At 34.3% G+C, this 21,471-nt stretch carries 22 protein-coding genes; 5 read left to right on the top strand and 17 right to left on the bottom strand.

Annotation, left to right across the window (positions count from 1 at the left end; all coding sequences use genetic code 11):
* Positions 1–40: 40 nt before the first annotated feature.
* The 7 genes from LCF45_RS09520 to LCF45_RS09490 all read right to left on the bottom strand — a co-directional run bounded on the left by LCF45_RS09520 (position 41) and on the right by LCF45_RS09490 (position 8,035).
* Positions 41–1,837 (bottom strand): 6-bladed beta-propeller, encoded by a 1,797-nt coding sequence (locus LCF45_RS09520; RefSeq protein ID WP_088265764.1) that lies wholly within the window; start codon positions 1,835–1,837, stop codon positions 41–43.
* A gap of 62 nt (positions 1,838–1,899) precedes the next feature.
* Positions 1,900–2,895 (bottom strand): 3-oxoacyl-ACP synthase, encoded by a 996-nt coding sequence (locus LCF45_RS09515; protein ID WP_001219349.1) that lies wholly within the window; start codon positions 2,893–2,895, stop codon positions 1,900–1,902.
* On the bottom strand, positions 2,895–3,311 hold the full coding sequence (locus LCF45_RS09510; protein WP_002012316.1) for a MaoC family dehydratase: 417 nt from the start codon (positions 3,309–3,311) through the stop codon (positions 2,895–2,897). Before LCF45_RS09510 ends, LCF45_RS09515 begins: the two co-directional genes overlap by 1 nt.
* A 4-nt stretch (positions 3,312–3,315) precedes the next feature.
* Positions 3,316–4,806 carry an o-succinylbenzoate--CoA ligase gene (locus LCF45_RS09505; RefSeq protein ID WP_001161506.1) on the bottom strand — a complete coding sequence of 497 codons (1,491 nt, stop codon included), beginning with the start codon at positions 4,804–4,806 and terminating at the stop codon, positions 3,316–3,318.
* Between the two features lie 15 nt (positions 4,807–4,821).
* The gene (locus tag LCF45_RS09500; protein ID WP_001290796.1) at positions 4,822–5,427 is read right to left on the bottom strand and encodes a TetR/AcrR family transcriptional regulator; all 606 of its coding nucleotides are present in this window, start codon (positions 5,425–5,427) and stop codon (positions 4,822–4,824) included.
* Between the two features lie 130 nt (positions 5,428–5,557).
* Positions 5,558–6,481, bottom strand: a complete 924-nt coding sequence (locus LCF45_RS09495) for a CobW family GTP-binding protein (RefSeq protein ID WP_041868035.1) — start codon at positions 6,479–6,481, stop codon at positions 5,558–5,560.
* Between the two features lie 117 nt (positions 6,482–6,598).
* A complete protein-coding gene (locus LCF45_RS09490) occupies positions 6,599–8,035 on the bottom strand; it encodes a flavin monoamine oxidase family protein (RefSeq protein ID WP_016098337.1) in 1,437 nt (478 codons plus the stop codon).
* A gap of 200 nt (positions 8,036–8,235) precedes the next feature.
* Here LCF45_RS09490 and LCF45_RS09485 point away from each other — a divergent pair, with 200 nt between their 5' ends.
* Positions 8,236–9,180 (top strand): L-lactate dehydrogenase, encoded by a 945-nt coding sequence (locus LCF45_RS09485; RefSeq protein ID WP_002064875.1) that lies wholly within the window; start codon positions 8,236–8,238, stop codon positions 9,178–9,180.
* A 112-nt stretch (positions 9,181–9,292) separates the two neighbouring features.
* Complete coding sequence (locus LCF45_RS09480) at positions 9,293–9,577, top strand: YesK family protein (RefSeq protein WP_078206889.1); 285 nt, start codon at positions 9,293–9,295, stop codon at positions 9,575–9,577.
* Positions 9,578–9,623: 46 nt separating this feature from the next.
* On the opposite strand, the gene LCF45_RS09475 is transcribed toward LCF45_RS09480, so the two are convergent.
* The 3 genes from LCF45_RS09475 to LCF45_RS09465 form a co-directional block, all read right to left on the bottom strand.
* Positions 9,624–10,643 (bottom strand): AI-2E family transporter, encoded by a 1,020-nt coding sequence (locus tag LCF45_RS09475; RefSeq protein ID WP_003188519.1) that lies wholly within the window; start codon positions 10,641–10,643, stop codon positions 9,624–9,626.
* Positions 10,644–10,802: 159 nt separating this feature from the next.
* Positions 10,803–12,413 carry an amidase family protein gene (locus LCF45_RS09470; protein WP_263894761.1) on the bottom strand — a complete coding sequence of 537 codons (1,611 nt, stop codon included), beginning with the start codon at positions 12,411–12,413 and terminating at the stop codon, positions 10,803–10,805.
* 107 nt (positions 12,414–12,520) lie between these two features.
* A complete protein-coding gene (locus LCF45_RS09465; RefSeq protein ID WP_002012306.1) occupies positions 12,521–12,655 on the bottom strand; it encodes a hypothetical protein in 135 nt (44 codons plus the stop codon).
* Positions 12,656–12,845: 190 nt separating this feature from the next.
* On the opposite strand from LCF45_RS09465, the gene LCF45_RS09460 reads away from it, so the two are divergent.
* Positions 12,846–13,265, top strand: a complete 420-nt coding sequence (locus tag LCF45_RS09460) for a GNAT family N-acetyltransferase (RefSeq protein WP_002126872.1) — start codon at positions 12,846–12,848, stop codon at positions 13,263–13,265.
* A 189-nt stretch (positions 13,266–13,454) separates the two neighbouring features.
* Here the strand turns inward: LCF45_RS09460 and LCF45_RS09455 are convergent, their stop codons facing one another.
* The 4 genes from LCF45_RS09455 to LCF45_RS09440 all read right to left on the bottom strand — a co-directional run bounded on the left by LCF45_RS09455 (position 13,455) and on the right by LCF45_RS09440 (position 16,305).
* Positions 13,455–14,057, bottom strand: a complete 603-nt coding sequence (locus LCF45_RS09455; RefSeq protein WP_002135720.1) for a nitroreductase family protein — start codon at positions 14,055–14,057, stop codon at positions 13,455–13,457.
* Between the two features lie 73 nt (positions 14,058–14,130).
* The gene (locus LCF45_RS09450) at positions 14,131–14,781 is read right to left on the bottom strand and encodes a DsbA family oxidoreductase (RefSeq protein WP_002064866.1); all 651 of its coding nucleotides are present in this window, start codon (positions 14,779–14,781) and stop codon (positions 14,131–14,133) included.
* A 103-nt stretch (positions 14,782–14,884) separates the two neighbouring features.
* On the bottom strand, positions 14,885–15,316 hold the full coding sequence (locus LCF45_RS09445) for an Rrf2 family transcriptional regulator (RefSeq protein ID WP_003188522.1): 432 nt from the start codon (positions 15,314–15,316) through the stop codon (positions 14,885–14,887).
* Between the two features lie 119 nt (positions 15,317–15,435).
* Positions 15,436–16,305 (bottom strand): LysR family transcriptional regulator, encoded by an 870-nt coding sequence (locus tag LCF45_RS09440; protein ID WP_003188523.1) that lies wholly within the window; start codon positions 16,303–16,305, stop codon positions 15,436–15,438.
* Between the two features lie 97 nt (positions 16,306–16,402).
* On the opposite strand from LCF45_RS09440, the gene LCF45_RS09435 reads away from it, so the two are divergent.
* Both LCF45_RS09435 and LCF45_RS09430 read left to right on the top strand, forming a co-directional pair.
* Entirely contained in the window at positions 16,403–17,308 is a 906-nt protein-coding gene (locus tag LCF45_RS09435) for a DMT family transporter (protein ID WP_002086216.1), read from the top strand.
* Positions 17,309–17,493: 185 nt separating this feature from the next.
* The gene (locus tag LCF45_RS09430) at positions 17,494–18,270 is read left to right on the top strand and encodes an alpha/beta fold hydrolase (protein WP_016126777.1); all 777 of its coding nucleotides are present in this window, start codon (positions 17,494–17,496) and stop codon (positions 18,268–18,270) included.
* Positions 18,271–18,388: 118 nt separating this feature from the next.
* Here LCF45_RS09430 and LCF45_RS09425 read toward each other — a convergent pair whose 3' ends face one another.
* The 3 genes from LCF45_RS09425 to LCF45_RS09415 all read right to left on the bottom strand — a co-directional run bounded on the left by LCF45_RS09425 (position 18,389) and on the right by LCF45_RS09415 (position 21,469).
* Complete coding sequence (locus LCF45_RS09425) at positions 18,389–19,009, bottom strand: YcnI family copper-binding membrane protein (protein WP_002126863.1); 621 nt, start codon at positions 19,007–19,009, stop codon at positions 18,389–18,391.
* Between the two features lie 35 nt (positions 19,010–19,044).
* On the bottom strand, positions 19,045–20,694 hold the full coding sequence (locus LCF45_RS09420) for a copper resistance CopC/CopD family protein (RefSeq protein WP_003188530.1): 1,650 nt from the start codon (positions 20,692–20,694) through the stop codon (positions 19,045–19,047).
* 355 nt (positions 20,695–21,049) lie between these two features.
* Positions 21,050–21,469, bottom strand: coding sequence for a VOC family protein (locus tag LCF45_RS09415; protein ID WP_263894760.1), 420 nt, complete (start codon positions 21,467–21,469; stop codon positions 21,050–21,052).
* Between the last annotated feature and the right edge of the window lie 2 nt (positions 21,470–21,471).

Below are 21,471 nucleotides of genomic sequence, written 5' to 3'. Positions count from 1 at the left end.
AACTTCTATCCTTTCTAACAAGCATTTTGAGTCTCCAATATTAATTAGCTTTCTTAAAAAATTGAATTCTTTGGAGTAAACCATCTGTAATAATGATATTCCCTTGACTATCCACATCTATTCCTTGTGGTGAGAAAAACTGCCCTGACATACCATTAAAACTTCCAAAAGACTCTAAAAAATTCCCATTTTCATTGTAAATATTCACACGATTATTAGAAGTATCTGTGACATATACCGTATTATTTATATCGATTTCAATTCCTATTGGCAAAAAAAGATCTCCTGGACCCTCTCTCCAATTTTCTAGTGGATCTAAGTTTCCAGCTCCATGATTTGTACCCCATTTTGTAAGAAAATTACCCTCATTATCAAATTTTTGAACCCTATTATTAATCCGATCCACAACATAAACATTATCTTTTGAATCAATTGCTAATTGCATAGGTTGAAAAAACTCTCCCTCTCCACTTCCTTTTCTCCCCCATTCTTTCATATATACAAAGAATGGATTAAATTTTTGAATACGATGATTTTCTGAATCAGCTATAAATATGTTTCCTTTACTATCAATAGCTATTCCAGATGGAAATTGAAAAAAACCTGGTAATACTCCAAATGAACCATATGAAGCAAGCGCTATCCCTGAATTGGTGAATTTTTGGATACGATGATTTACAGAATCAGATACATACACATTATTGTAACGATCCGTTGCAATCTGTCTTGGAACAAAAAACTGTCCTGGAAGACTTCCGAACCCAAGTGGCCCACCAGTACCAAATAAACTTCCCCACTTAGCAACAATCTTCCCAGATATATCATATTTCAAAATTCGATGATTAAAAGAATCAGATACAAAAACATTTCCATTCGTGTCTCTTTCGACATCATAAGGTCCTGCATATTGTGTATTTCCATTCCTTTCATTACCTATGGTTTTCTTCATTACCGCTGTTAGGCCTACCTCATTATATAAAAGTACACGATTATTTCCCGTATCCGTTATATAGATATTCCCTTTACCATCCGGAAAAACTTGATTAGGATAAACAAACTGAAAAAAGTTACCTACTGTATATAAAAATTGATCTTTATTTGTAAATTTCATTATCCGATTGTTATATGTATCTGCTACATATAGCGATCCAGATGTTGAGTCAAAATTTATTCCTCTTGGATGGTAGAATTGATATGGGCCTAAACCTGCAATTCCTGTTCCGATTACTCGCTGAAACTCCCCTTTTTTATCAAACACTTGAATACGATTGTTATATGTGTCTGCAATATAGACCTCGTCTTGTTTATTTATCGCAATTCCTTGTGGTAAAGCCATTTCTCCATTCGCCTTTCCATAACTCCCTATTGTTTGAATATACTGCCCATCCGGGCTATATTTTTGAATACGATGATTGTATTCATCCGTAATATAGTAATTGTTATCGCTATCTACTGCAATTTCCCTAGGAAACGAGAACTGCTCACTTCCTTTACCTTTTGTGCCCCAACTTTTAATAAATTGAAACTCCTCATTAAATTTTTGAATACGATAATTCGCTGTATCCGCAACTAAAATATTACCTTCTTTATCAACAGCAATACCAAATGGCATATTAAACTGTCCCGGACCTTCACCTAAAGTTCCTATAGCATCAACAACTTCTCCATTCTTATCTATTTTCAAAATCCTATTATTCCCCATATCAACAACATACAAAAATCCTTTTGCATCCCTTGCCATCGCCACTGGTGTCCTTAATAACTTAGAAGTATCTAGCTCACTCCCCCATGATTTCACATATTTTACAGCAGAGGCACTTCCTACAGAAGCAAACATCCCTAGACTCACAATAACAATGAAAAAACAACATATAATTTTTTTGATAAAATCCATGCTTACTACCATCTAATCACAGTAGCTGCCCAAGTATACCCAGTACCTGCACTAACCACTACTGCAATATCTCCAGGCTGTAATTTCCCTTGCTCATTTGCAAAATGAAGACCTATACATGGGTCAAGTGCTGACATATGCCCATAATGATCTAAATATACAACTTGCTCTTCTACTAAGCCCAGCCCCTGTAACAATTCTATTAGCATAGAGCGTTTTGTATGCAGTGGTAACAATACTTTAATATCTTTAGGAGTAAATCCACTTTTTCTTAACGCCTCCCGAATAACCTTATCAAAATTAGGGGTTGAAATTGGATCTAAACGTTCTTTCATACTAATAGGATCTATTACATCAATATAATGTTGTCGATTCTCAACTGTATCATAGCTCGCAACCTGCTTCGATCCACCAGCTGGAATACGAACATCGTCATGAAATGAACCATCCGTTATAATCGCACTGCCTAATATTTCACCGTTGCTAGCTCCCTTTTTTACTAAAGCTGCACTTCCGCCATCAGCAAAATTAAACATAAAACGTGAGCGTGGATTATCATAATCTACAATTTGAGATTCTTTACATCCACCTACTAATAATATATTTTCAATTGATTTATCAGAGTAGAGCATATCCTTTGCGACTTTGAGAGCGATTGGAAAGCAAGAACTAACATTCATAATTTCAAAAGCATAAGCATTTTTCAATCCAAGTTCATGCTGAATTTTTGGGGCACTAGACCATACGTGGTAATCTTTATGTGGACTGCCAAAATAAATGACTACATCAATAGATTGAGGATCTACTTGTAATAATATTGGCTTTGCAGCAGCAATAGCTAAATCTGATGCATGCATCGTTTCGTCTGCGACATGTTTTTCATATAACCCAAACTTTTCTATAATAATATTCTCAGGAATACCTGTTTTTTTAGATAAATCTGCGGCCGTCTCTACGTCTTTTGGGAAGAAAACACCAGTTGCTTCAATCCCAATTCTCATTAGACAATTCCTCCTTCTTTTGGCACCATCATAGTCGCTACACCTGTTAACACTAAATCTCCTTTTTGGTTATGACACTCAGTTAACAATTTCAAAACTCTCTTTTCTATCATAAATTCTTGTACTGTTGCCGTAGCTGTAATCGTATCTCCTATAAAAACTGGCGCTGTAAATTTAATAGTTTGTTCCATATAAACGGAACCCTTTCCTGGTAAATGAACGCCTAACAATTGTGATAATAAACTAGAAGTTAATAAACCATGTGCGATTCTTTGATTAAATCTAGTTTGTTTTGCATACTCATGATCAATATGAATTGGATTAAAATCCCCGCTCAAACCCGCAAATAATACAAAATCCGTTTCTGTTATTGTTTTACTACATGATGCCTGTTGACCGGAACTATACATAATCATCCCTTCACCTACTTTTCAGTTGATTTGCTAACTGTGCTTTTTGAATTTTACCAGTTGCATTTTTAGGCAATTCCTCTAGAAACACAATTTCTTTTGGAACTTTATATTTGGCTAGAAATAAACGACAATGATCAATGACTTCCTTTTCAGTTAATACACTGCAACTCTTTTTCACAATAAAGGCGATTGGAATCTCTCCCCACTTTACATGTTGTGTACCAATTACTGCTACCTCACATACTTCTGATAGTTTATTAATAACTTGCTCTACTTCAAGGGGATAAATATTTTCACCACCGGAAATTATCATTTCTTTTTTTCTACCGACAATGTATACAAAACCATCTTCATCAACTTTAGCTAAATCTCCCGTATATAACCAACCATCTTGAATCGTTTCTTCTGTTGCATCTGGCCGATTCCAATACCCTTTCATTACATTTGGTCCTCTTATTAGTAACTCTCCAACTTCACCAATCTCAACTTTATTTTTGTTTTCATCAATAAGTACATAATCACAAAACAGAACAGGTTTTCCAATTGAGCCTACTTTACGTCTTGCATCTTCTTCTGAAAGCATAAATACGGTTGGTGATGTTTCAGTCATACCAAAGCCTTGACCAAATAAAAATCCTCTATCTATAAATTCTCTCATCAACTCTTCTGGACATGGTGCACCACCGTTATAAAACCAGCGAACTGATTGTAAATTTGTAGTTTCAAACTTTGCGCAATTAATTAATGCTTGGTGAATTGTAGGTACTCCCATTACAACAGTCACTTTATATTTTTCTATCATAGAAAGAGCTATGGTTGGCTCAAATTTTCTCGGAACAATGATTATTCCACCTGCAAATAAAGTTGGAAATGCGAATAAACCAATCCCACCAATATGAAATAAAGGCAATAACACAATGGAGCGGTCATGAACAGTTAGGTCAATCGCAAATGTATTATTAAGCGCATTCCAAAACATATTCTCTTGTGTAAGTACAGCTCCTTTCGGTTGTCCTGTTGTCCCCGAGGTATAACATATAATAAAGGATGCGCTTTCATTTATCTCTTCAAAGTTGTCAATTTTTCTATCTTCTATTTCTTTTAAACTTTTAATCGAAATAACTCTTTGTACATATGTTACATTCTGCATTGACAGTGCCATATTTTGAAATGTTTCCTCTACAAATAAAACTGTAGCTCCACTATCTTTTAACTGAAATATAAGTTCATTTTCTGTTAACCGTATATTCAGTGGAACAGCAATACATTCTACCTTTGCTATAGCAAATAAAAGTACAATATATTCCAAGCTATTTTGTGATAAAATAGCTATCCTCTCTCCTTTTTGCACATTTAAGTCGTAAATTAAATATGCTGCTACTTTACTTACATACTCATGTAACTGTTTATATGTCATTTCCTCCTCTTCTGTAATAATGGCAATGCGATCTGGATGTAAATAGGCCCGTTTTTCAATCCAATAAGCAATGCCTTGCATATTTTCCCCACTCCCTTATCTCTTTCTCAATCCTTCAAATATTAATGACATCGCTGCTTCAAATACATCTTCCGGAACATCTTTCTCTTCCCAATAGCCCCATCGCATTCCTAAAAATTGACCAATTGACATAAGACAATACGCAATTGTTTCTTTATCAAGTTGTTTAAATTCTCCCGCTTCCATGCCAGCCGATAAACTTTTTAAAAATCCATTTGCGAGCTTTGCATAATACCATCTATATAAATTATCATCAACAACTACCGCCTGTTGTACAATGTTATATAGATTAGGACGATCTTTCACCCATCGAAAAAAGGCCTGAAAACCTCTTCTTTGTGCCTCTTCATAACTTGATATCCCCTTCATTTCTTCTTTAATAATTAAGCGTAACTCACGGTTCAATCTGCGAATCAATTCATCAAATATATCTTTTTTAGATGGAAAATAATTATAGAAAGTTCCGTGCGCTACTGTTGCTTCTTGTGTAATATTCACGATAGAAGCTTCGTAATATCCTTTATTACCAAATACCTCTTCTGCAGCACACAATAATTTCTCTCTCGTTTCTAACCCTTTTGTTGTTAGGTTTTTTACATCCATTATTATTTTTTCTGACACCTGAATCACCTCTTAGATTTGATTATAAATATGTTTCTGAATTTTTCAATTATTTTCATTAGACAAAATCCGCAAGCGTTTTTCTACATACAAAAAAGGACTAACTTATTTTGAAGTTAGTCCTTTAATCTTAATTAGAATTAAGTTCTACTTTCTCTAACCCCTCAACCAATTGCTTCTTATCTAATCCTTCCCCTATTACTACCAAATTTGTCGGGAAACCGAAGTCTTGTTCCAGTAAGGTTGGTACGCCAAATGAATATTGGAATAAGTGAGGGTATTTATCTCCATGGAATTTCACAAATCCTTTTACGCGATAAATACTATCTGGTAAATTCGAAAGCCATTCATATAATTTATCTTGATCAATCGATTTCGTAAATTGATACGTCATCGTTTGTATATGTAAATGCTGTTTGACATGTAGTGTCTCATGTTCTCCATCTCTCACAAATTCAGCTTCTTCTATATCTTTTAAAGATATATTACAATACTTTGTTTCAAACAATTTCGCATGATTATTTATTGCCTTTACGTCTTCAAGTACTTTGTTCTTATCCGAATCTGTTAATAAATCTGATTTATTAATAAGAATATGACTTCCATATTTCATTTGCTCATGTAATAGCTGTTGTACATTTGCACTTAATATACTTCGGTTTAACCATCTTACTGCATCTAATACGACTACTATAGATTTCACTTCAAGGAAAGGAGCTAAAATTGGTGATACACATGCATCTAACACTTCAATTGGATGTGCGACACCTGTTGTTTCTATATAAATTACATCTGGTCTTTCTTGTTGATATAAAGAATGTAATTGAATTTCAAGCTCTTCTTTTAACGTACAACAAATACATCCTTTCAGCAGTTCCCTTAACACATTCTCTTTTCCAATAATATCTGTATCTACCGAGTATTCACCGATTTCATTCATCAAAACTGCAACTTTTCGATTTTTCTTCTTTTCTGCTAATAATAAATTTTGCAGCAATGTTGATTTTCCGCTACCTAAAAAACCACCTAATATATGAATTTCTACTTTACTCATTCGACCGACCATCCATTTCTCTACTTCAAATTTCTTCAAAGCGTAATTATTACGATTTATATTTATCATTTTATTAAAAGAATACCTATTTGTAAACAAAACTACTAGATTATCGTTTCATTTTCCATTCACTTCATGAGCAACTCTAATTCCAGACTCGATTGCTCCTTGCATCCATCCATGTGTTAATGTCGTATGTTCTCCTGCAAAGTGCACTCTACCCGCTGGCGGCGTAATATATGGAAACAATTCAAGCTCTTGCCCTGGTTCAAAAGCTGTAAATGCTCCGCAAGAATACGGATTTTGACTCCAGCTAAAAGATTCTCCCGCAACATACTCACTATAAACCACATTTCCATATATTTGCGCTAAATTTTTCAACGCATAACGAATACGTTCTCTATTCGAGAGACTATCCCACGTTAACGCCTCATCTGCCCACGTATAACTCACTAAAACGATAGCCGCCCCTGGTGTATGAATGCCGTAGCTCGGATAATATGTAAAGCGGATAGGTAAATCTGTAATTGACTTACCACCATATTGTCCTGCTCTTTCCCAAAATCTACTTTTAAACTCTATCGCAATTTTAGTTGAAGCAATATAATTTAATTCACGAATTGCCCGCCTTTTATAATAAGAGAATAAATGATATGGCTGAACTTCTACAAATCGCAAAGCTGAAAATGGAATTGTGACAATAGCGATGTCACCAGTTACTATAAATGAATTTAACGTTTGTTCATGTGTTACTTGCATCATTACTTTATTATCTTCCTGTATAATTTTTTCTACTTTATACGGCATAAAAATATTATCCTTTAGCTCTGGTAAAAATGAATTTGGTAATTCATCCATCCCGCCCGTTATCTCATAATATTTCGTCGTTGAAGTGAAAAAGATCATTTCGCGTAATACTTCAATTAAGGACATTCCCATGTATGCTTCCATATCAAGAAGTACTCCGATCATATCTATTGCCCCATCTGAATAATACTCGGTTAAAAATGAACCGAGCGAATATGTTTTATACTTTTTTTCAACAATAATCCAGTTTTTATCCGGATCTTTCTTAATATAATTAAGTATCGGTTCCAATACCCCTAACATTAACCCTTCTGCTGTTTTCCCTCTTTCTTTATCTAAAACTGGATATCCAAGTACACTTGGATCCTTTTCAAACACATCCAATCTCGTTCTTTTGTTATTCGTATAAATTATATCTGAAGAAGTTTTATTAATAAAAAGGTTTAACGGTAGTTTAAATTTACGAATGTAGGCTAAAGTTAAATCATGAGTATCCGGAATACGCATAGGGCCTGCGTTAAAATATAACCCTGCGCTAAATGGTTCACGAATCGTATACACCCTGCCACCTATTCTGTTATTCGCTTCTATAATCGTTACCTCGTGTCCAGCCTCTTTTAATAAAGATGCTGCAACTAATCCAGATATCCCTGCACCGGCAACTGTAATCCGTTTGGGGTTATTCGTTTTGGCAAGCCCTTCATGAACAATTTGAAGCATTTGTTCCATCGATAATGGATTCCCCATGCCAATTCCCCTTTTACGAAGGATTTTACTGAATTATATTCGTTTAACAGGATTCCTATGTTTCATTCAAGTAATTGAGTGGATACATTTTCAATCACTTGAATATCTTTTATAAAATGTAATAAAATAGATATGAAACTATAGAAGTAAGACGTATTATCTTACATAATAAAATTTATGAAATAGCGAGGAATTTTGAAATGAAAAAAGGTATTAACCGTGTTGTATTAGTAGGAACAGGAGCAGTTGGATGTAGTTATGCTTACTGTATGATTAACCAAGCTGTAGCTGAAGAATTTGTTTTAGTTGATGTAAATGAAGCAAAAGCTGAAGGAGAAGCAATGGACTTAAGCCATGCCGTTCCTTTCGCACCAGCTCCAACAAAGGTTTGGAAAGGCAGTTATGAAGATTGTAAAGACGCAGATCTTGTTGTAATTACAGCTGGATTACCACAAAAGCCAGGTGAAACACGTTTAGATTTAGTTGAGAAAAATGCTAAAATTTTCAAGCAAATTGTTCGTAGCATTATGGATAGCGGCTTTGACGGTATCTTCTTAATCGCAACAAACCCTGTAGATATTTTAACTTACGTAACTTGGAAAGAATCTGGATTACCGAAAGAACGCGTAATCGGTTCTGGTACAACTCTTGATTCTGCTCGTTTCCGCTATATGTTAGGTGAGTACTTCGATATTGGACCTCATAACATTCACGCTTATATTATCGGAGAGCACGGTGATACAGAACTTCCTGTTTGGAGTCACGTATCAATTGGTATTCAAAAACTACAAACGCTTCTTGAAAAAGACAACACATATAACCAAAAAGATTTAGATGATATTTTCATAAACGTGCGTGATGCAGCTTACCATATTATTGAACGAAAAGGTGCTACATACTACGGTATCGGCATGTCACTTTTACGTGTCACGAAAGCAATCTTAAACAACGAAAACAGCGTATTAACTGTATCAGCATACCTTGAAGGTCAATACGGCCAACAAGATGTTTATATTGGCGTACCTGCTGTTTTAAACCGCGGCGGTGTTCGTGAAATTTTAGAAGTTGAACTAAGTGAAGAGGAAGAATTAAAATTCGATCACTCTGTTCAAGTGTTGAAAGAAACAATGGCTCCTGTTCTTTAATCATATTTTTCAATCAAAAAAGCAATCCGATTTATATTGGATTGCTTTTTTATATTTTTATAGTTCCCCCTCAATTTAAACGGTAATATTATCTATAAAAAGGGGTGATTTCATGAATGATTCTTTGACGATTGCAATCCTCTTACTAGCTGTAGCATCCTTAATACTTTTCCTCTTCTTAATCATCAGAACGCTATTCCCAACTAAAAAATATGATAAGAATCTCGGATTGATTCTAATTATTTTAAGCTTGTTAGCAATACCGATAAGTATCTTCCTTGTAGGAGGATGGGCAGGTATGGGAGTTAGTGTAATCGCAGTCTTTATTTTTGCTGCTGTTATTATAGCTTTAATTGCAAATAGATTCATTAAACTACCTCCTCCAAAGAAAAAATAATAAATGACCGATGTTTTCATCAAGAGAAAACATCGGTCATTTTCTATCATTTATTATCTTTAATCGGTTCATCGTTATTTACGTCAAGTACATCTAATAAAAAGATAAAGATTGGTATTCCGATAATAAGCCCCCATATTCCGAGGAAATGCTCTGAAAAGATAAGAATCATAAATGTATAAAATACTGGTAAATTCGTTTTTGCAGACATAAATTTTGGATTTAAAAAATAACTTTCAAGAGCGTGGATTACTGTAATGAACACTAGTATGTATACAACATACATAACCCCGCCGACGTTATAGGCAATGATACAAAGTGGAAACAAGGAAATAATAACACCAGCAACTGGAATCAAGCCGAGTAGAAAGACCATGACAGCTAATACAAGAAGCTGTGGAAATCCTAAAATGACAAGTGCAATTACAGTGAGCACACAATTTACAACTGCAATTAAAAACTGTGCTTCAATCACTTTTCCGAACGATCTTGCAAATCTTTCACCGAAATATGCAATCTCCTCATAAAAAATCTTTAATTTACTATCTTTAAATTTAGACGTGAATGAAATAATTCGCTCTTTTTCCAATAAGAAAAATAAGCTTAGAATAAGAGACAATAGTATTTGCAAACTTACCTTTCCTATGTTTGCTATTGATTGATAAATGACATCCACACCTTGTTCAATATATTTTGATACTTCCATTTCATTAATTGCTGAAAGTACGTATCTAATCATCTCATTATCAGGTGGATGTTGAAAAAACAATTTAAATTGATAAATTAATTGTGAAATTTGTATCGTTAGCACAGGTAAATATTTATATAATGTAGTTACAATAAACGTCACTAATACAATATATAAACAAGCAATAACCACTTTCCTATTTACTTTCAATTTTTTTGAAATAAACTTTTGAAATCGATCCATCAAAAACGTGAGAATAAACGTAATTAATATTAAATTAATCATACTTTTTAATCCATACAATACAAGCGCTAATATTATTAAAACGAGAAACCGTTGAAACCCTCTGCTTCGAAAGAAATTTTTCACTTCATTCATTAAGAATTAACCTCTCCCTTCAATGGATGGAAATCGGATATATTACATTTTATGAACTTCTATAGACAATCTTTCTTACTAATTGGAAAGAATCCTTTTTTTCTTTTTTATTGTCGGATTTTTTTATCTAATACTTTTCTAAAAACTACTTTATCAACTCTATATTTTAGGAGATCTTCTATTTTTAGATTGCTGTTCATACGCATATCCAATATTAAAAAGTTCTTTTTCACCAAACTGTTCCCCAACAAACACTACGCCTACCGGCTGACCATCAGAATCATACCCTGCCGGCACTGCTAATTCTGGATAACCAGCCACAGCTGATAGAAGAACTTCATCATTATTAATCATCACAAGAGCATCCAAACCTTTTTCTACTAAATACCTATCTATCTCTTTTCTTGCATTTTCTTGACTCGTTTGAACTACTTTTTCAAACTCACCTTTCGTTATAGCAGATTTTTCAGAGCCCTCAATTAATGTTTGTCCATATTTCATTCGTCTTTTACTATCTTTTTTATTAAACGCTATAATCTCTTCTAACGATTTTACAGGCACATTTTTTTGCTTCGAAAGATAGTCGTTAACATTATGCTTGAACTCATATTCTAATGTTTGCAGATTATCTACACCCTCGCTGTTTAACTGAATATCATCACTCAATATCGCACCTGCATCTTGAATGTCTTTTCTAATCTTTTCTGCTACTGCTTTTCTATTTTCATCTTGTTGATCTACAGAAAAAAGAATCCCTATCTTTTTCCCTTTTAATCCATCTATCGATAAATCATTCGTATAATTTATTCTATCTCTATCTTTCATTTTTTCTGTCATAGCATCTTTTTCATCATAACTTACCATTGTATTAAATAACGTTGCCGCGTCTTTTACCGTTCTTGCCATAGGCCCTGCAGTATCAAGCGTTTCAGCTAACGGAATAATTCCAGTTCTACTAATCATACCTAAAGATGGACGTAATCCAACTACTGATTGCTGGGATGCTGGTGCTACAATTGATCCAGTCGTTTCTGTGCCAATCGCAAGCGGTGCAAAATCTGCTGCAACTACTGTAGCAGATCCAGAACTTGATCCCGATGTATCAAACGTAATCGGACCGTATGGATTTAAATTTTGTCCTTTCTTCCCACTATATCCACTTGGCATTGTAAAAGATAAATAATTTGCCCATTCAGACATATTCGCTTTTCCTAAAACAAAAGCACCTTCTTCTTTCAACTTCTTCACGATCGTCGCATCTTCATCTGCAATCCAATCTTTTAATACATAAGTTCCTGCGCTTGTCGGCATCACTTTTTCCGTTTGTATATTATCTTTTACAATGACAGGAATGCCATATAAGTTCGATTTCTTCTTTAACGCTCTCTCTTTATCTAACTTTCGTGCTGCTTCCATCGCATCAGGATTAATCTCTGTAACAGCATTTAATGATATTCCACTTTGGTCGTGTTCTTGTATTCTAAAAAGATAAATACTCGTTAATTCTTCATATGATAATTTCCCATCATCAACCATTTTTTGAAGCTCATCCACAGTCGCATTTACAACTTCTTTTTCTTTTATCTTTATATTATCTATGTCGATCCCCTTAAGCTGATTATGTATCGGTTTTAACACTCTGTCTTTATCATATACAATACGCTCAGGTTCCTTTTGAAAATAATTTTTATACACGTAATATCCTCCGGCACATGCCAATAGAACAATACCTCCGGCGATAGACAACGTTATCTTTACCCATTTTTTCATGTTGCTTCCTCCACTCTAAAAGTTGCTCATTTATATAAAAAAGAGAGTTACCTTTTACTTAACTCTCTCCAATCAAAATGCTAAATGAAAAAATGAAAGATTTCAATCTAATTACTTTTTTTTTGCATTTGCTTCGCTAACAATTCCTTCACCTGATTATATGTTAATCCTGAATTTTTATTTAAACGTTTCACTTCATCAACATCAGTACCTACCACTGTATATTTTTTCTCATCATTCATTTTTCTACTTCCTTTCTCACCGGATTATTTCTTATATTTCTTCCCTAAACTCTTATAAATTAACACAAATACAAATAAGGAAACTACACTAAATTCAATAACTAAAAGGAGTTCTGTTGCGTAAGAGGAATAGATAGAAAAATGTCGAATTTATTATACTTGTTGAATTTGAGGACTTGGAGGATACATTTTGAAAAAATATGAGTTTAAAAATAACATTCCAACATTGGAAGAGTACAAATATTTGTGCGAGTCTGTGGGATGGACTAATTATATGAATTTTGAAGTGGTGGAAACATCACTGAAGAATTCTGTTCACTGCATCACAGTCAAGGATAATGAACAAATTGTGGGTATGGGGAGAATTGTTGGTGATGGGGCTATCTATTTCTATATTCAAGATATAGTAGTCCATCCAGATTATCAGAAAAATGGAATCGGGAAAGAAATCATGCATATTTTGGTTGAATACTTAAATCAGAATGCCCCTGATAAGGCATTTGTCGGTTTGTTTGCATCACAAGGTAAAGAATCGTTCTATGAAAAATATGATTTTAAAGATTACTCACCAAACATGACGGGGATGTTTACTGTAATTTCAAAAAAATAAACATAATAGATTTTTAATTATACGTCATCAATATTAAAGAAATTGTTCTCACAGTAATGCTTATCTTAAATAAGATCTTCCACGATTGGGTGTGAATATTAAATAAGAAAGGACAGTAGATAGTATATATACTATCTACTGTCCTTTCATTTATCTAACTTTTTTAATTTTGATTTTGAATTGTATTTTTTAATAAAATTTCACTACATCTTCAGTAGGTAAGAATGTTCTTTCCCCTGGTTGTTCATTTGGCTCACCAAATGGCATTTGTCCTACTAAGCTCCACTCTGCTGGAATGTTCCAAGTTGCTTTCACTTCAGCATCTACGATTGGATTGTAATGTTGTAATGACGCTCCAATTCCTTCAGCCGATAATAGCATCCATACAGTATGTTGTAGCATTGCATTTCCTTGATGAGACCAGAATGGGAACTGATCTTTATACAATGGTGCATTTTCTTGCATTTTTTCTACTGTTGCTTGATCTTCAAAGAATAGAACTGTTCCTACACCTGCATGGAAGCCTTTTAGTCTTTCTACTGTTGCTTCAAAATTTTCTGCTGGCACGCGTGATCTAAGCGTTTCTTTTACGATATCCCAAAACTTTTCATGCTCTCCATCCATTAATACAACCATACGGCCACTTTGCATATTGAAAGAAGTTGGTGCGTGTAAAGCTGTTTTTAAAACTTCTTCAATTCTTTCTTTTGTAATTGTAGCGTTTTTTGTTACTTTACGAATTGAACGACGGTTCACGATTGCTTCTTTTAAATTTGTTGTAGTTGCTGACATTTTAATTCCTCCAAATATATGTTTTATTATTTTTATTTAAACAAATCAACTTGAGTCTTTCATGCAAGACGAATTAGCAATATCCATCCGTCTTACATTGCATACCTTCAAATGAATTTGTTTTATCCTTTTCGATTTCTTTATCAATTACTCTTTCTAGCGTTTCTTTACTAGCAAGTCCTTGAATGACTTCATCTCCAATCATGACAGTTGGAACAGCCATAATATTTGCTTCATCATATGCATGCTGAATTGCTTCTTGATGTTTTTCTTTATATTTACGATTTACTAAAGCATCTTTAAATTCAGCTTCAGGAAGCCCTACTTCTACCGCTAATTTCGTTAATACATCAATATCTTCAATGTTTTGCTCTTCTTGGAAAAACGCAGTAAATACTCGGTGATGATACTCATTTCCAAGTCCACGCTCTTTCGCGAATTGGCACCCTTCAAAAGCTAAATGTGTATATGGATGCGGAGAAACGCGTGGCAGACGCATTTCAACCCCTAATTTTTTTGCAGTAGGAAGAATGAAAGAATCCCATGAACCTAACTTATCTGGCTCGTTCCAAGGATCTATTTTAGAATATGGACTTGGACGCAATTCAAATGGCATCCATTCGATTTCTACATCTTTCTCTTTCGCTACTTCATCTAATGGGCCTTTTGCTAAAAAGCAAAACGGGCATATAAAATCTGAGTATACTTTCATTTTTACAGTCATATCTTTTACACCTTACCTTCTTTTTATTTTTAGATGTAACCAAAACAGTTACAATTTTAAGAAAAAAATATGCATTCTCTTTTAGAGACTTGCAATTATCATATTATGCTTTCATTTTTTGTTGTAAAGATTCAAATAACTGCCCCATCGTAATATTTCTCAACACTTCTTCCATCGCAGATTGCGCCTGAACTAAAATAACCTCTAAAACAGCTTGAATATTCGCCCCAATTGGACAGTCTGGATTCGGTTTTTCATGAATGTGAAATAGTTTGTCTTCTTCTACTACATTCACTGCATGGTACACATCTAACAATGTGATTTCATGTGAATCCTTTAATAATCCCGCGCCACCTGGTCCGCGATTTACGTAAACAAATCCAGATTGTTTCAAGTAAGACATTATTTTACGAATGACTACCGGATTTGTATTTACACTCTCGGCCATATAGTCTGAAGTGCAAACTGAAGATGGATTGTTTTTCAAAATAGATAAAATATGAACAGCTATAGAAAAGCGGCTACTAATTTTCATCGTGATCACCACCTCGATGTAATCATTATAGTTACAACATAAAAATAAGTCAATCCTTTTTACAAATTTTTTAAAGCAAATAAAAAAGTGCCCCATTACAATATATGAGACACCTCTCCTTATTCTGCAAACAAGTCTTGGAATTCTTCAATAAATAGCTGTACAGCGAGTGAAGAATCCTTTAATGAAGGAACAGCTAAAGCAATTTCTCTCCATACTTGTGGTTCCAATTCTCTCGTTTGTATATTCTTTGGTAAACTCGTTAAAGATAACTCAGCCAAAATTGCGATTCCTAATCCTTCTTGAATCATATTTAAAGCTGTTGTAACTGTGGAAATTATATATTCAGCCCGAAGTGGTACGTTCGCTTGTTTAAACATATCGATAATGGGTGGTTCGTACCCACCCTTACATAATATGATCGGTTCATTCTCTAAATCACCTATTGTAATAGAATCGTTCTTACAAAGAGGATGATCCTCTCTTAAGACAACAACCATTTTCCCCTTCGTTAAGGGCACGATCTCCATATCTTTATTAGGCAAAATAACAATTCCTATATCAACAACCCTCGATACTAACCAATCTTCAACTTCTTTAATCGTGCCTTCACAAAGAACGACTTCTAAGTTCGGATACTTCTCCTTAAAAAGATTTATCATTTTGGGTAAGAAATGTGCAGAAGCACTCGGAAAACTCCCAATTCGAATCGTCCCAATTTCGTGCCCTTTCTCCATCGCTACTTCTTGTTCAATCTTCTCAACGCCGTTTAAGATTTCTCTAATATGTACAAGAATTCTATTTCCAACATCCGTAACGATTAGCCCTTTTCGTTTATCGCGTATAAGAATGGTAACTCCTAACTCTGACTCAATGCTTGAAATCGCATGACTTACAGCTGGCTGTGTCATATTTAACATCCCAGCAGCCTTCGTAAAACTCCCTAATTCAACCGTTTTAATTAAAACTTGAAGTTGTGTAATGGTCATAACTAATCACTTATACTCCTTATAAAAAAGATTCATTTTATTTATCATAGTCGATATCGTATCATAGTGAAATGGAATACAACAAGGAGGGATTACAGTGACACAGCTTTCTCGAACTAAGACTGCCATAATCCTTACATTTCTCGTTATTATGTGGGGAATTAATTGGCCGTTATCAAAATTCGCTCTGCATTACACACCACCCGTACTCTTTGCAGGGATTAGAACATTAATAGGAGGATTTATCTTACTTACTTTCGCATTACCGAAATACAAACAATTAAATTTAAAGGAAACTTGGCATTTATACTTTATTTCATCTTTACTCAATATTATTTTGTTTTACGGACTACAAACTGTCGGACTTCAGTATATGCCCGCCGGACTCTTCTCCGCAATCGTATTTCTCCAACCTGTCTTACTCGGCATTTTCTCATGGATTTGGCTTGAAGAATCTATGTACGGCTTGAAAATTTTCGGACTTATTCTTGGATTTATTGGTGTTGGGGTTATTAGCTCTAGTAGTTTAACTGGACATATTTCTATTATCGGTGTACTACTTGCTTTAGGGTGCGCTATCGGCTGGGCACTCGGCACAGTATTTATTAAGAAAACTGGACACCGCGTTAATGCCATTTGGATGGTAACACTTCAGCTTATTATTGGCGGACTTTGCTTAATCGGATTTGGTTCAGAATTTGAGAGCTGGTCTAACATCGCTTGGAGTATACCATTTGTAAGTGTACTACTATTCATCTCGTTCTTTGTTATTGCAATGGGATGGCTCGCTTACTTTACACTTGTAGGAGCTGGTGAGGCAAGTAAAGTTGGGGCTTATACGTTCCTTATCCCACTGATCGCTATTATTGTAAGTTCAATTTTCTTACATGAGGCCATTACAATTAGCTTATTCATCGGACTTTTATTTATTATCGTAAGCATTTGTTTTGTAAATATAAAGCCGAAAGCACTTGCTGTAAGGCAGCAAGTTGAAGTGAAATAAATAGATATGAGAAAGAGTCTACCACTTGTAGGCTCTTTCTTTTTTACCATTTTATGAGTACAGTCACTTAACATCTTAGCAAAAGGAAAATTTTTCTTTTTTATTGTATGATGATAATTAAGTAGAAAATATTATCTCTAATACATATGTATGGACTAACAATTCTAATCATAAGGGGGAATTATATGGTTTTACAGTATAAAGAATTTGGAGATTCAAGCTCTCCACTTATGGTTTTTATTCATGGGGGCGGAGTCAGTGGATGGATGTGGGACAAACAAATTAAACATTTTACTAACTTTCACTGCCTTGTTCCTGATTTACCCGAGCAAGGGAAAAATAGTAGTAAGGATCATTTTTCAATACACTTTAGTGCTGAAAAAATCATCGAATTAGTTGAAGAAAAAGGACAAGGTAAAACTGTTATAGTAATCGGTTTTTCGTTAGGTGCTCAAGTATTAATTGCAATGCTCAGCATGAAACCAAACTTAATTCAATACGCTATGATAAATAGCGCATTAGTTAAACTAATTCCTTTCGCTAAAACATTAATAAGATCCCTTGGCTTAACCTATCCACTTATAAAGAGTAAGACGTTTTCCAAAATACAAGCAAAATCAATGTGCATAGATGAAACACAATTTGATAACTATTATCATGAAAGTTGTCAAATAAGTAAAAATACATTTGTGAGGATATTAGAAGAAAATATGTCGTTTACAATACCAAAAGGTTTCGAGAATGCTAGTAGCAATATATTAGTGACTGTTGGAGAAAACGAAAAAAGAATCATGAAAGACTCGATGACTGCAATCCTTGAAAGCAATCCTAATTGCACAGGTATTATCATTCCTAAAATCGGTCATGGAATCCCTTTAGCAAATCCCAAACTATTTAATACTTTAATTGAAAACTGGCTTAAGCATGATAACCTACCAGAAGAAGTAATGACAGTCAATTGAGTTCCTTATCTTAATAAACCATGTTGTATTTGTAGCTCTAATCCCCCTCGAAGCTGCTTAATCTCAAAATTTTATTAACAAAGGTCTCATTACTTTCAATGAGACCTTTCAATGTTCCCTACTTTTTACGACGTACTACAAAAACACACGTACCTACGGAAGATACAATCGCTAAAACTGATAAGACAATTGCTATTGTTTGCATATTACTTGTACCTTCATTTTTTTCCACACTAGATACTTCACCATGTTCTCCTGTTAATGATGTACCTTTTGCAATCGTAGTAAGTGAGTGGGGCTTTTCAGCTTTCTCATCGCCTGTCCATTCAACAATTTCTCCATCTTTATATTGTTGATATGCATTCCAAGCTATTTGTTGCTCTTTATCTGGATTTTTAGCAACGAAAGTAAATCGTTGGAACTGACCAGGTAAAATCCCTTCTCCTGTTGCTTCCCATATTACAGTTTTAACTTTTCCAGCTGCATCTTTTTGTTCTTCCACTTTCCACCCTGGCACTGGCTCGTACTGTTGAAACTCGACTCCAGACGGTATTTTCAGTGTGACTTTTGTTGTTGCCATATTCTTTTCAACAGGTACCTTTATTGTATAAGTCTCCCAAGAGCTAACGTCAGAAGTTGCTGGTTTCACAGTTACGTGAGCACTAACAGGTAACGAAAAAATACCCATTGCAATTATTGTTGCGATCATTGTTGTTCCTAATTTTTTTATACGTTTCATTTTCTATAAACTCCTTTTCATTTATAACGTCTTTTTTATCTGCCACCTACAATAAATTTATAATCCGTATCGAAACTATCAAGAGATTTTGTTAATCCGTGAACTTGTATATCCCAGTTTCCTGTCATGTTAATATACATACCTTCCGCTTCATATTCTCCCGGTGACACTGCCGAAACTTTAAATGAACCTTTGCCCATATTCATATCTAAAGATTGAGTCGTCAATACAATTTGTTCCATATCAGTAACAGGCTGTCCATTCTCATCCTTCAAAGTAATATGAAATGTATTCTGTCCTACCTTATTAGGACTTACATGTAAAGTAAGTTCATATCCATTATCTAATTGTTTACTCTCTGTAAAAGGTCCCGTAGGAGGCATCGGCGGCGTTTGTACATTTGTCATAAAAGCTACGATTACGAAAACGATAATTCCAATGATAAACTCTACTTTCACCGTAGCTCCTAACCTTTGCTGCGCTCGCATTCTCCCTTTCACATAATGAATAATTCCCAATATCCCCATACACACGAATAAAAGTATCTTTGCTAATAAGGCCAATCCATACTTCGTATCAAATAGGGAATGGATCGTGGGAATAAAAAATGTACTGTTAAAAAGACCCGTTAATAAAATCACTATGACAGCACCTGTTGCCCATGGCGAAAAACGCTTAATCGCATCCCAATACATAGTCCACTTGTCAGCCTCTTTACGTAACAGAAGAACAATCGATGATAGCCCCCCCATCCATAACGAAGCTGCGAATAAATGCAGAAAGTCCATAACGACAGCAATTTCTTTAAACTTTAATCCATATGCATGACTATTGAAGGCTTTCATAACAAGTAACCCAATAAATAATACAATTGGAATGCTCCATACTTTAAACGACGAAACCCTCTCACTCTTCACTGCAAAATATGTAACAATCATAAGCGTACTAATAAGAGCCATTTGAGTGATCCATACATAACCAAAAACAGATAGCTGTAATGTTTCTTTTAATAATAAAGGATCGAATGCTTCTAGCCATGAAACATCAGCATTTATTTTCGCTTGCAACGGTAAATTGAAAAGTAAACTAATGAATATCCCAAATAATGATATCCATATTATTTTCTTACTCCTCGACTGAACTTGACTTGCACTTCCTTTATAAAGGATAAGATTAAATAATAGAACACCAATAAATAGAGAAAAACTTGTATATAAAATTCCGCGTTCCATAATCATATCGATTTGGGGAACATAGCCCATCTCTTCTACTTTTATATCATCTGTTCCCGCTTCTGCTAATCCAATACGGAATGGAATAACTCCTTGAATCGGATGTCCATCAGCTGAAATAGCTTTCCACTGAATAGAGTAGAGACCATTTTTGAGATTCTCTTTTAACCCAGCCTCTAATATTTTTTTGTTTTTCTTATCAATATGTGCATCTTTTAAATCTACTCTTTTACCTGAGGTGTCTCTTACGAACAATGTATTAAAACTTGAAACTTGTATGTCCTCATCGAATTCAATTTTCACAACAGATGGTGCTTTCTTTAACGTTTCATTTTCAGCAGGATTTGATTTCACAACATACGCATGAGCAGATGCGCTTTTTGGTATCAATATGATAAACACGCACGCTATTAATAGCCATGCCCCTAACCTTCGTATTACTTTCACAATCATTTCACTTCTTTCTTTTTCGTCACTACACTTTCATTACTTTTTACTTCCCAAGTTTTATTTCTTGATAAAATATTAACCTGATTAAGTATAAGGATTTATTTAGTATCACTCTCTATTTATTCCTCACCTCTACACTTCTAACAAAATAGTAGCTACTTATATATATATTACTTATATTTTTAAAGTAGATTATCATTATAGCATAAAATATATTTATGTAAGTTTCTAAAGAAGAAAAGTTATCGTGAATCATTTGTGAAAAAAGTGTGAAATAACCTCCCATATAAAGAGAAATACATAAATTAAAAAGGCGTTACGTTATTACGTAACACCTTTTCTCAAGGATAAACTTCCTTTATTTCGCTTCCGGATAATCACAATACTCAATGATTGTTCCCTCTGTATCCGCTGGGTTAAGATATATTAATCTTCTACCGTGTTTATTAATTCGAAGCGTATGTTCTAACGTTCGAATCCCTTGTTCCTTTAATTCTTCTAAAGCTACATCTAAATCGTCTACACGATACGCAACATGATGGACACCTTTCCCTTTTTGCTTTATAAATCGTGCTATTGGAGAAGTTGTATTATTCGTTGGCGTAAGTAATTCGATTCTATCACCATCAACTTCAAGAATAGCTACTTCGCTTTCAACACCAGGTGCTTCACTTACGTATCGATCTATTAAAGTTCCTGATAAAACCTTTTCATAAAACTGTATCGTACTATCTATATCACGAACTGCGATCCCGATATGGTCAATTGTTTTTTTCATTT

Source organism: Bacillus sp. 41-22 (assembly GCF_025809295.1).
Lineage (GTDB): Bacteria > Bacillota > Bacilli > Bacillales > Bacillaceae_G > Bacillus_A > Bacillus_A mycoides.
The sequence above is the reverse complement of the archived record's forward strand: the minus strand, read 5'-3'. Positions and strand labels throughout refer to the sequence as shown.

Excerpts from the sequence above, each read along its gene's own strand:
- LCF45_RS09520 (WP_088265764.1), bottom strand. The coding sequence starts at position 1,837 with ATGTTTGCTTCTGTAGGAAGTGCCTCTGCTGTAAAATATGTGAAATCA.
- LCF45_RS09515 (WP_001219349.1), bottom strand. The coding sequence starts at position 2,895 with ATGAGAATTGGGATTGAAGCAACTGGTGTTTTCTTCCCAAAAGACGTA.
- LCF45_RS09510 (WP_002012316.1), bottom strand. The coding sequence starts at position 3,311 with ATGATTATGTATAGTTCCGGTCAACAGGCATCATGTAGTAAAACAATA.
- LCF45_RS09505 (WP_001161506.1), bottom strand. The coding sequence starts at position 4,806 with ATGCAAGGCATTGCTTATTGGATTGAAAAACGGGCCTATTTACATCCA.
- LCF45_RS09495 (WP_041868035.1), bottom strand. The coding sequence starts at position 6,481 with ATGAGTAAAGTAGAAATTCATATATTAGGTGGTTTTTTAGGTAGCGGA.
- LCF45_RS09490 (WP_016098337.1), bottom strand. The coding sequence starts at position 8,035 with ATGGGGAATCCATTATCGATGGAACAAATGCTTCAAATTGTTCATGAA.
- LCF45_RS09485 (WP_002064875.1), top strand. The coding sequence starts at position 8,236 with ATGAAAAAAGGTATTAACCGTGTTGTATTAGTAGGAACAGGAGCAGTT.
- LCF45_RS09480 (WP_078206889.1), top strand. The coding sequence starts at position 9,293 with ATGAATGATTCTTTGACGATTGCAATCCTCTTACTAGCTGTAGCATCC.
- LCF45_RS09475 (WP_003188519.1), bottom strand. The coding sequence starts at position 10,643 with ATGAATGAAGTGAAAAATTTCTTTCGAAGCAGAGGGTTTCAACGGTTT.
- LCF45_RS09470 (WP_263894761.1), bottom strand. The coding sequence starts at position 12,413 with ATGAAAAAATGGGTAAAGATAACGTTGTCTATCGCCGGAGGTATTGTT.
- LCF45_RS09465 (WP_002012306.1), bottom strand. The coding sequence starts at position 12,655 with ATGAATGATGAGAAAAAATATACAGTGGTAGGTACTGATGTTGATGAA.
- LCF45_RS09455 (WP_002135720.1), bottom strand. The coding sequence starts at position 14,057 with ATGTCAGCAACTACAACAAATTTAAAAGAAGCAATCGTGAACCGTCGT.
- LCF45_RS09450 (WP_002064866.1), bottom strand. The coding sequence starts at position 14,781 with ATGACTGTAAAAATGAAAGTATACTCAGATTTTATATGCCCGTTTTGC.
- LCF45_RS09445 (WP_003188522.1), bottom strand. The coding sequence starts at position 15,316 with ATGAAAATTAGTAGCCGCTTTTCTATAGCTGTTCATATTTTATCTATT.
- LCF45_RS09440 (WP_003188523.1), bottom strand. The coding sequence starts at position 16,305 with ATGACCATTACACAACTTCAAGTTTTAATTAAAACGGTTGAATTAGGG.
- LCF45_RS09430 (WP_016126777.1), top strand. The coding sequence starts at position 17,494 with ATGGTTTTACAGTATAAAGAATTTGGAGATTCAAGCTCTCCACTTATG.
- LCF45_RS09425 (WP_002126863.1), bottom strand. The coding sequence starts at position 19,009 with ATGAAACGTATAAAAAAATTAGGAACAACAATGATCGCAACAATAATT.
- LCF45_RS09420 (WP_003188530.1), bottom strand. The coding sequence starts at position 20,694 with ATGATTGTGAAAGTAATACGAAGGTTAGGGGCATGGCTATTAATAGCG.
- LCF45_RS09415 (WP_263894760.1), bottom strand. The coding sequence starts at position 21,469 with ATGAAAAAAACAATTGACCATATCGGGATCGCAGTTCGTGATATAGAT.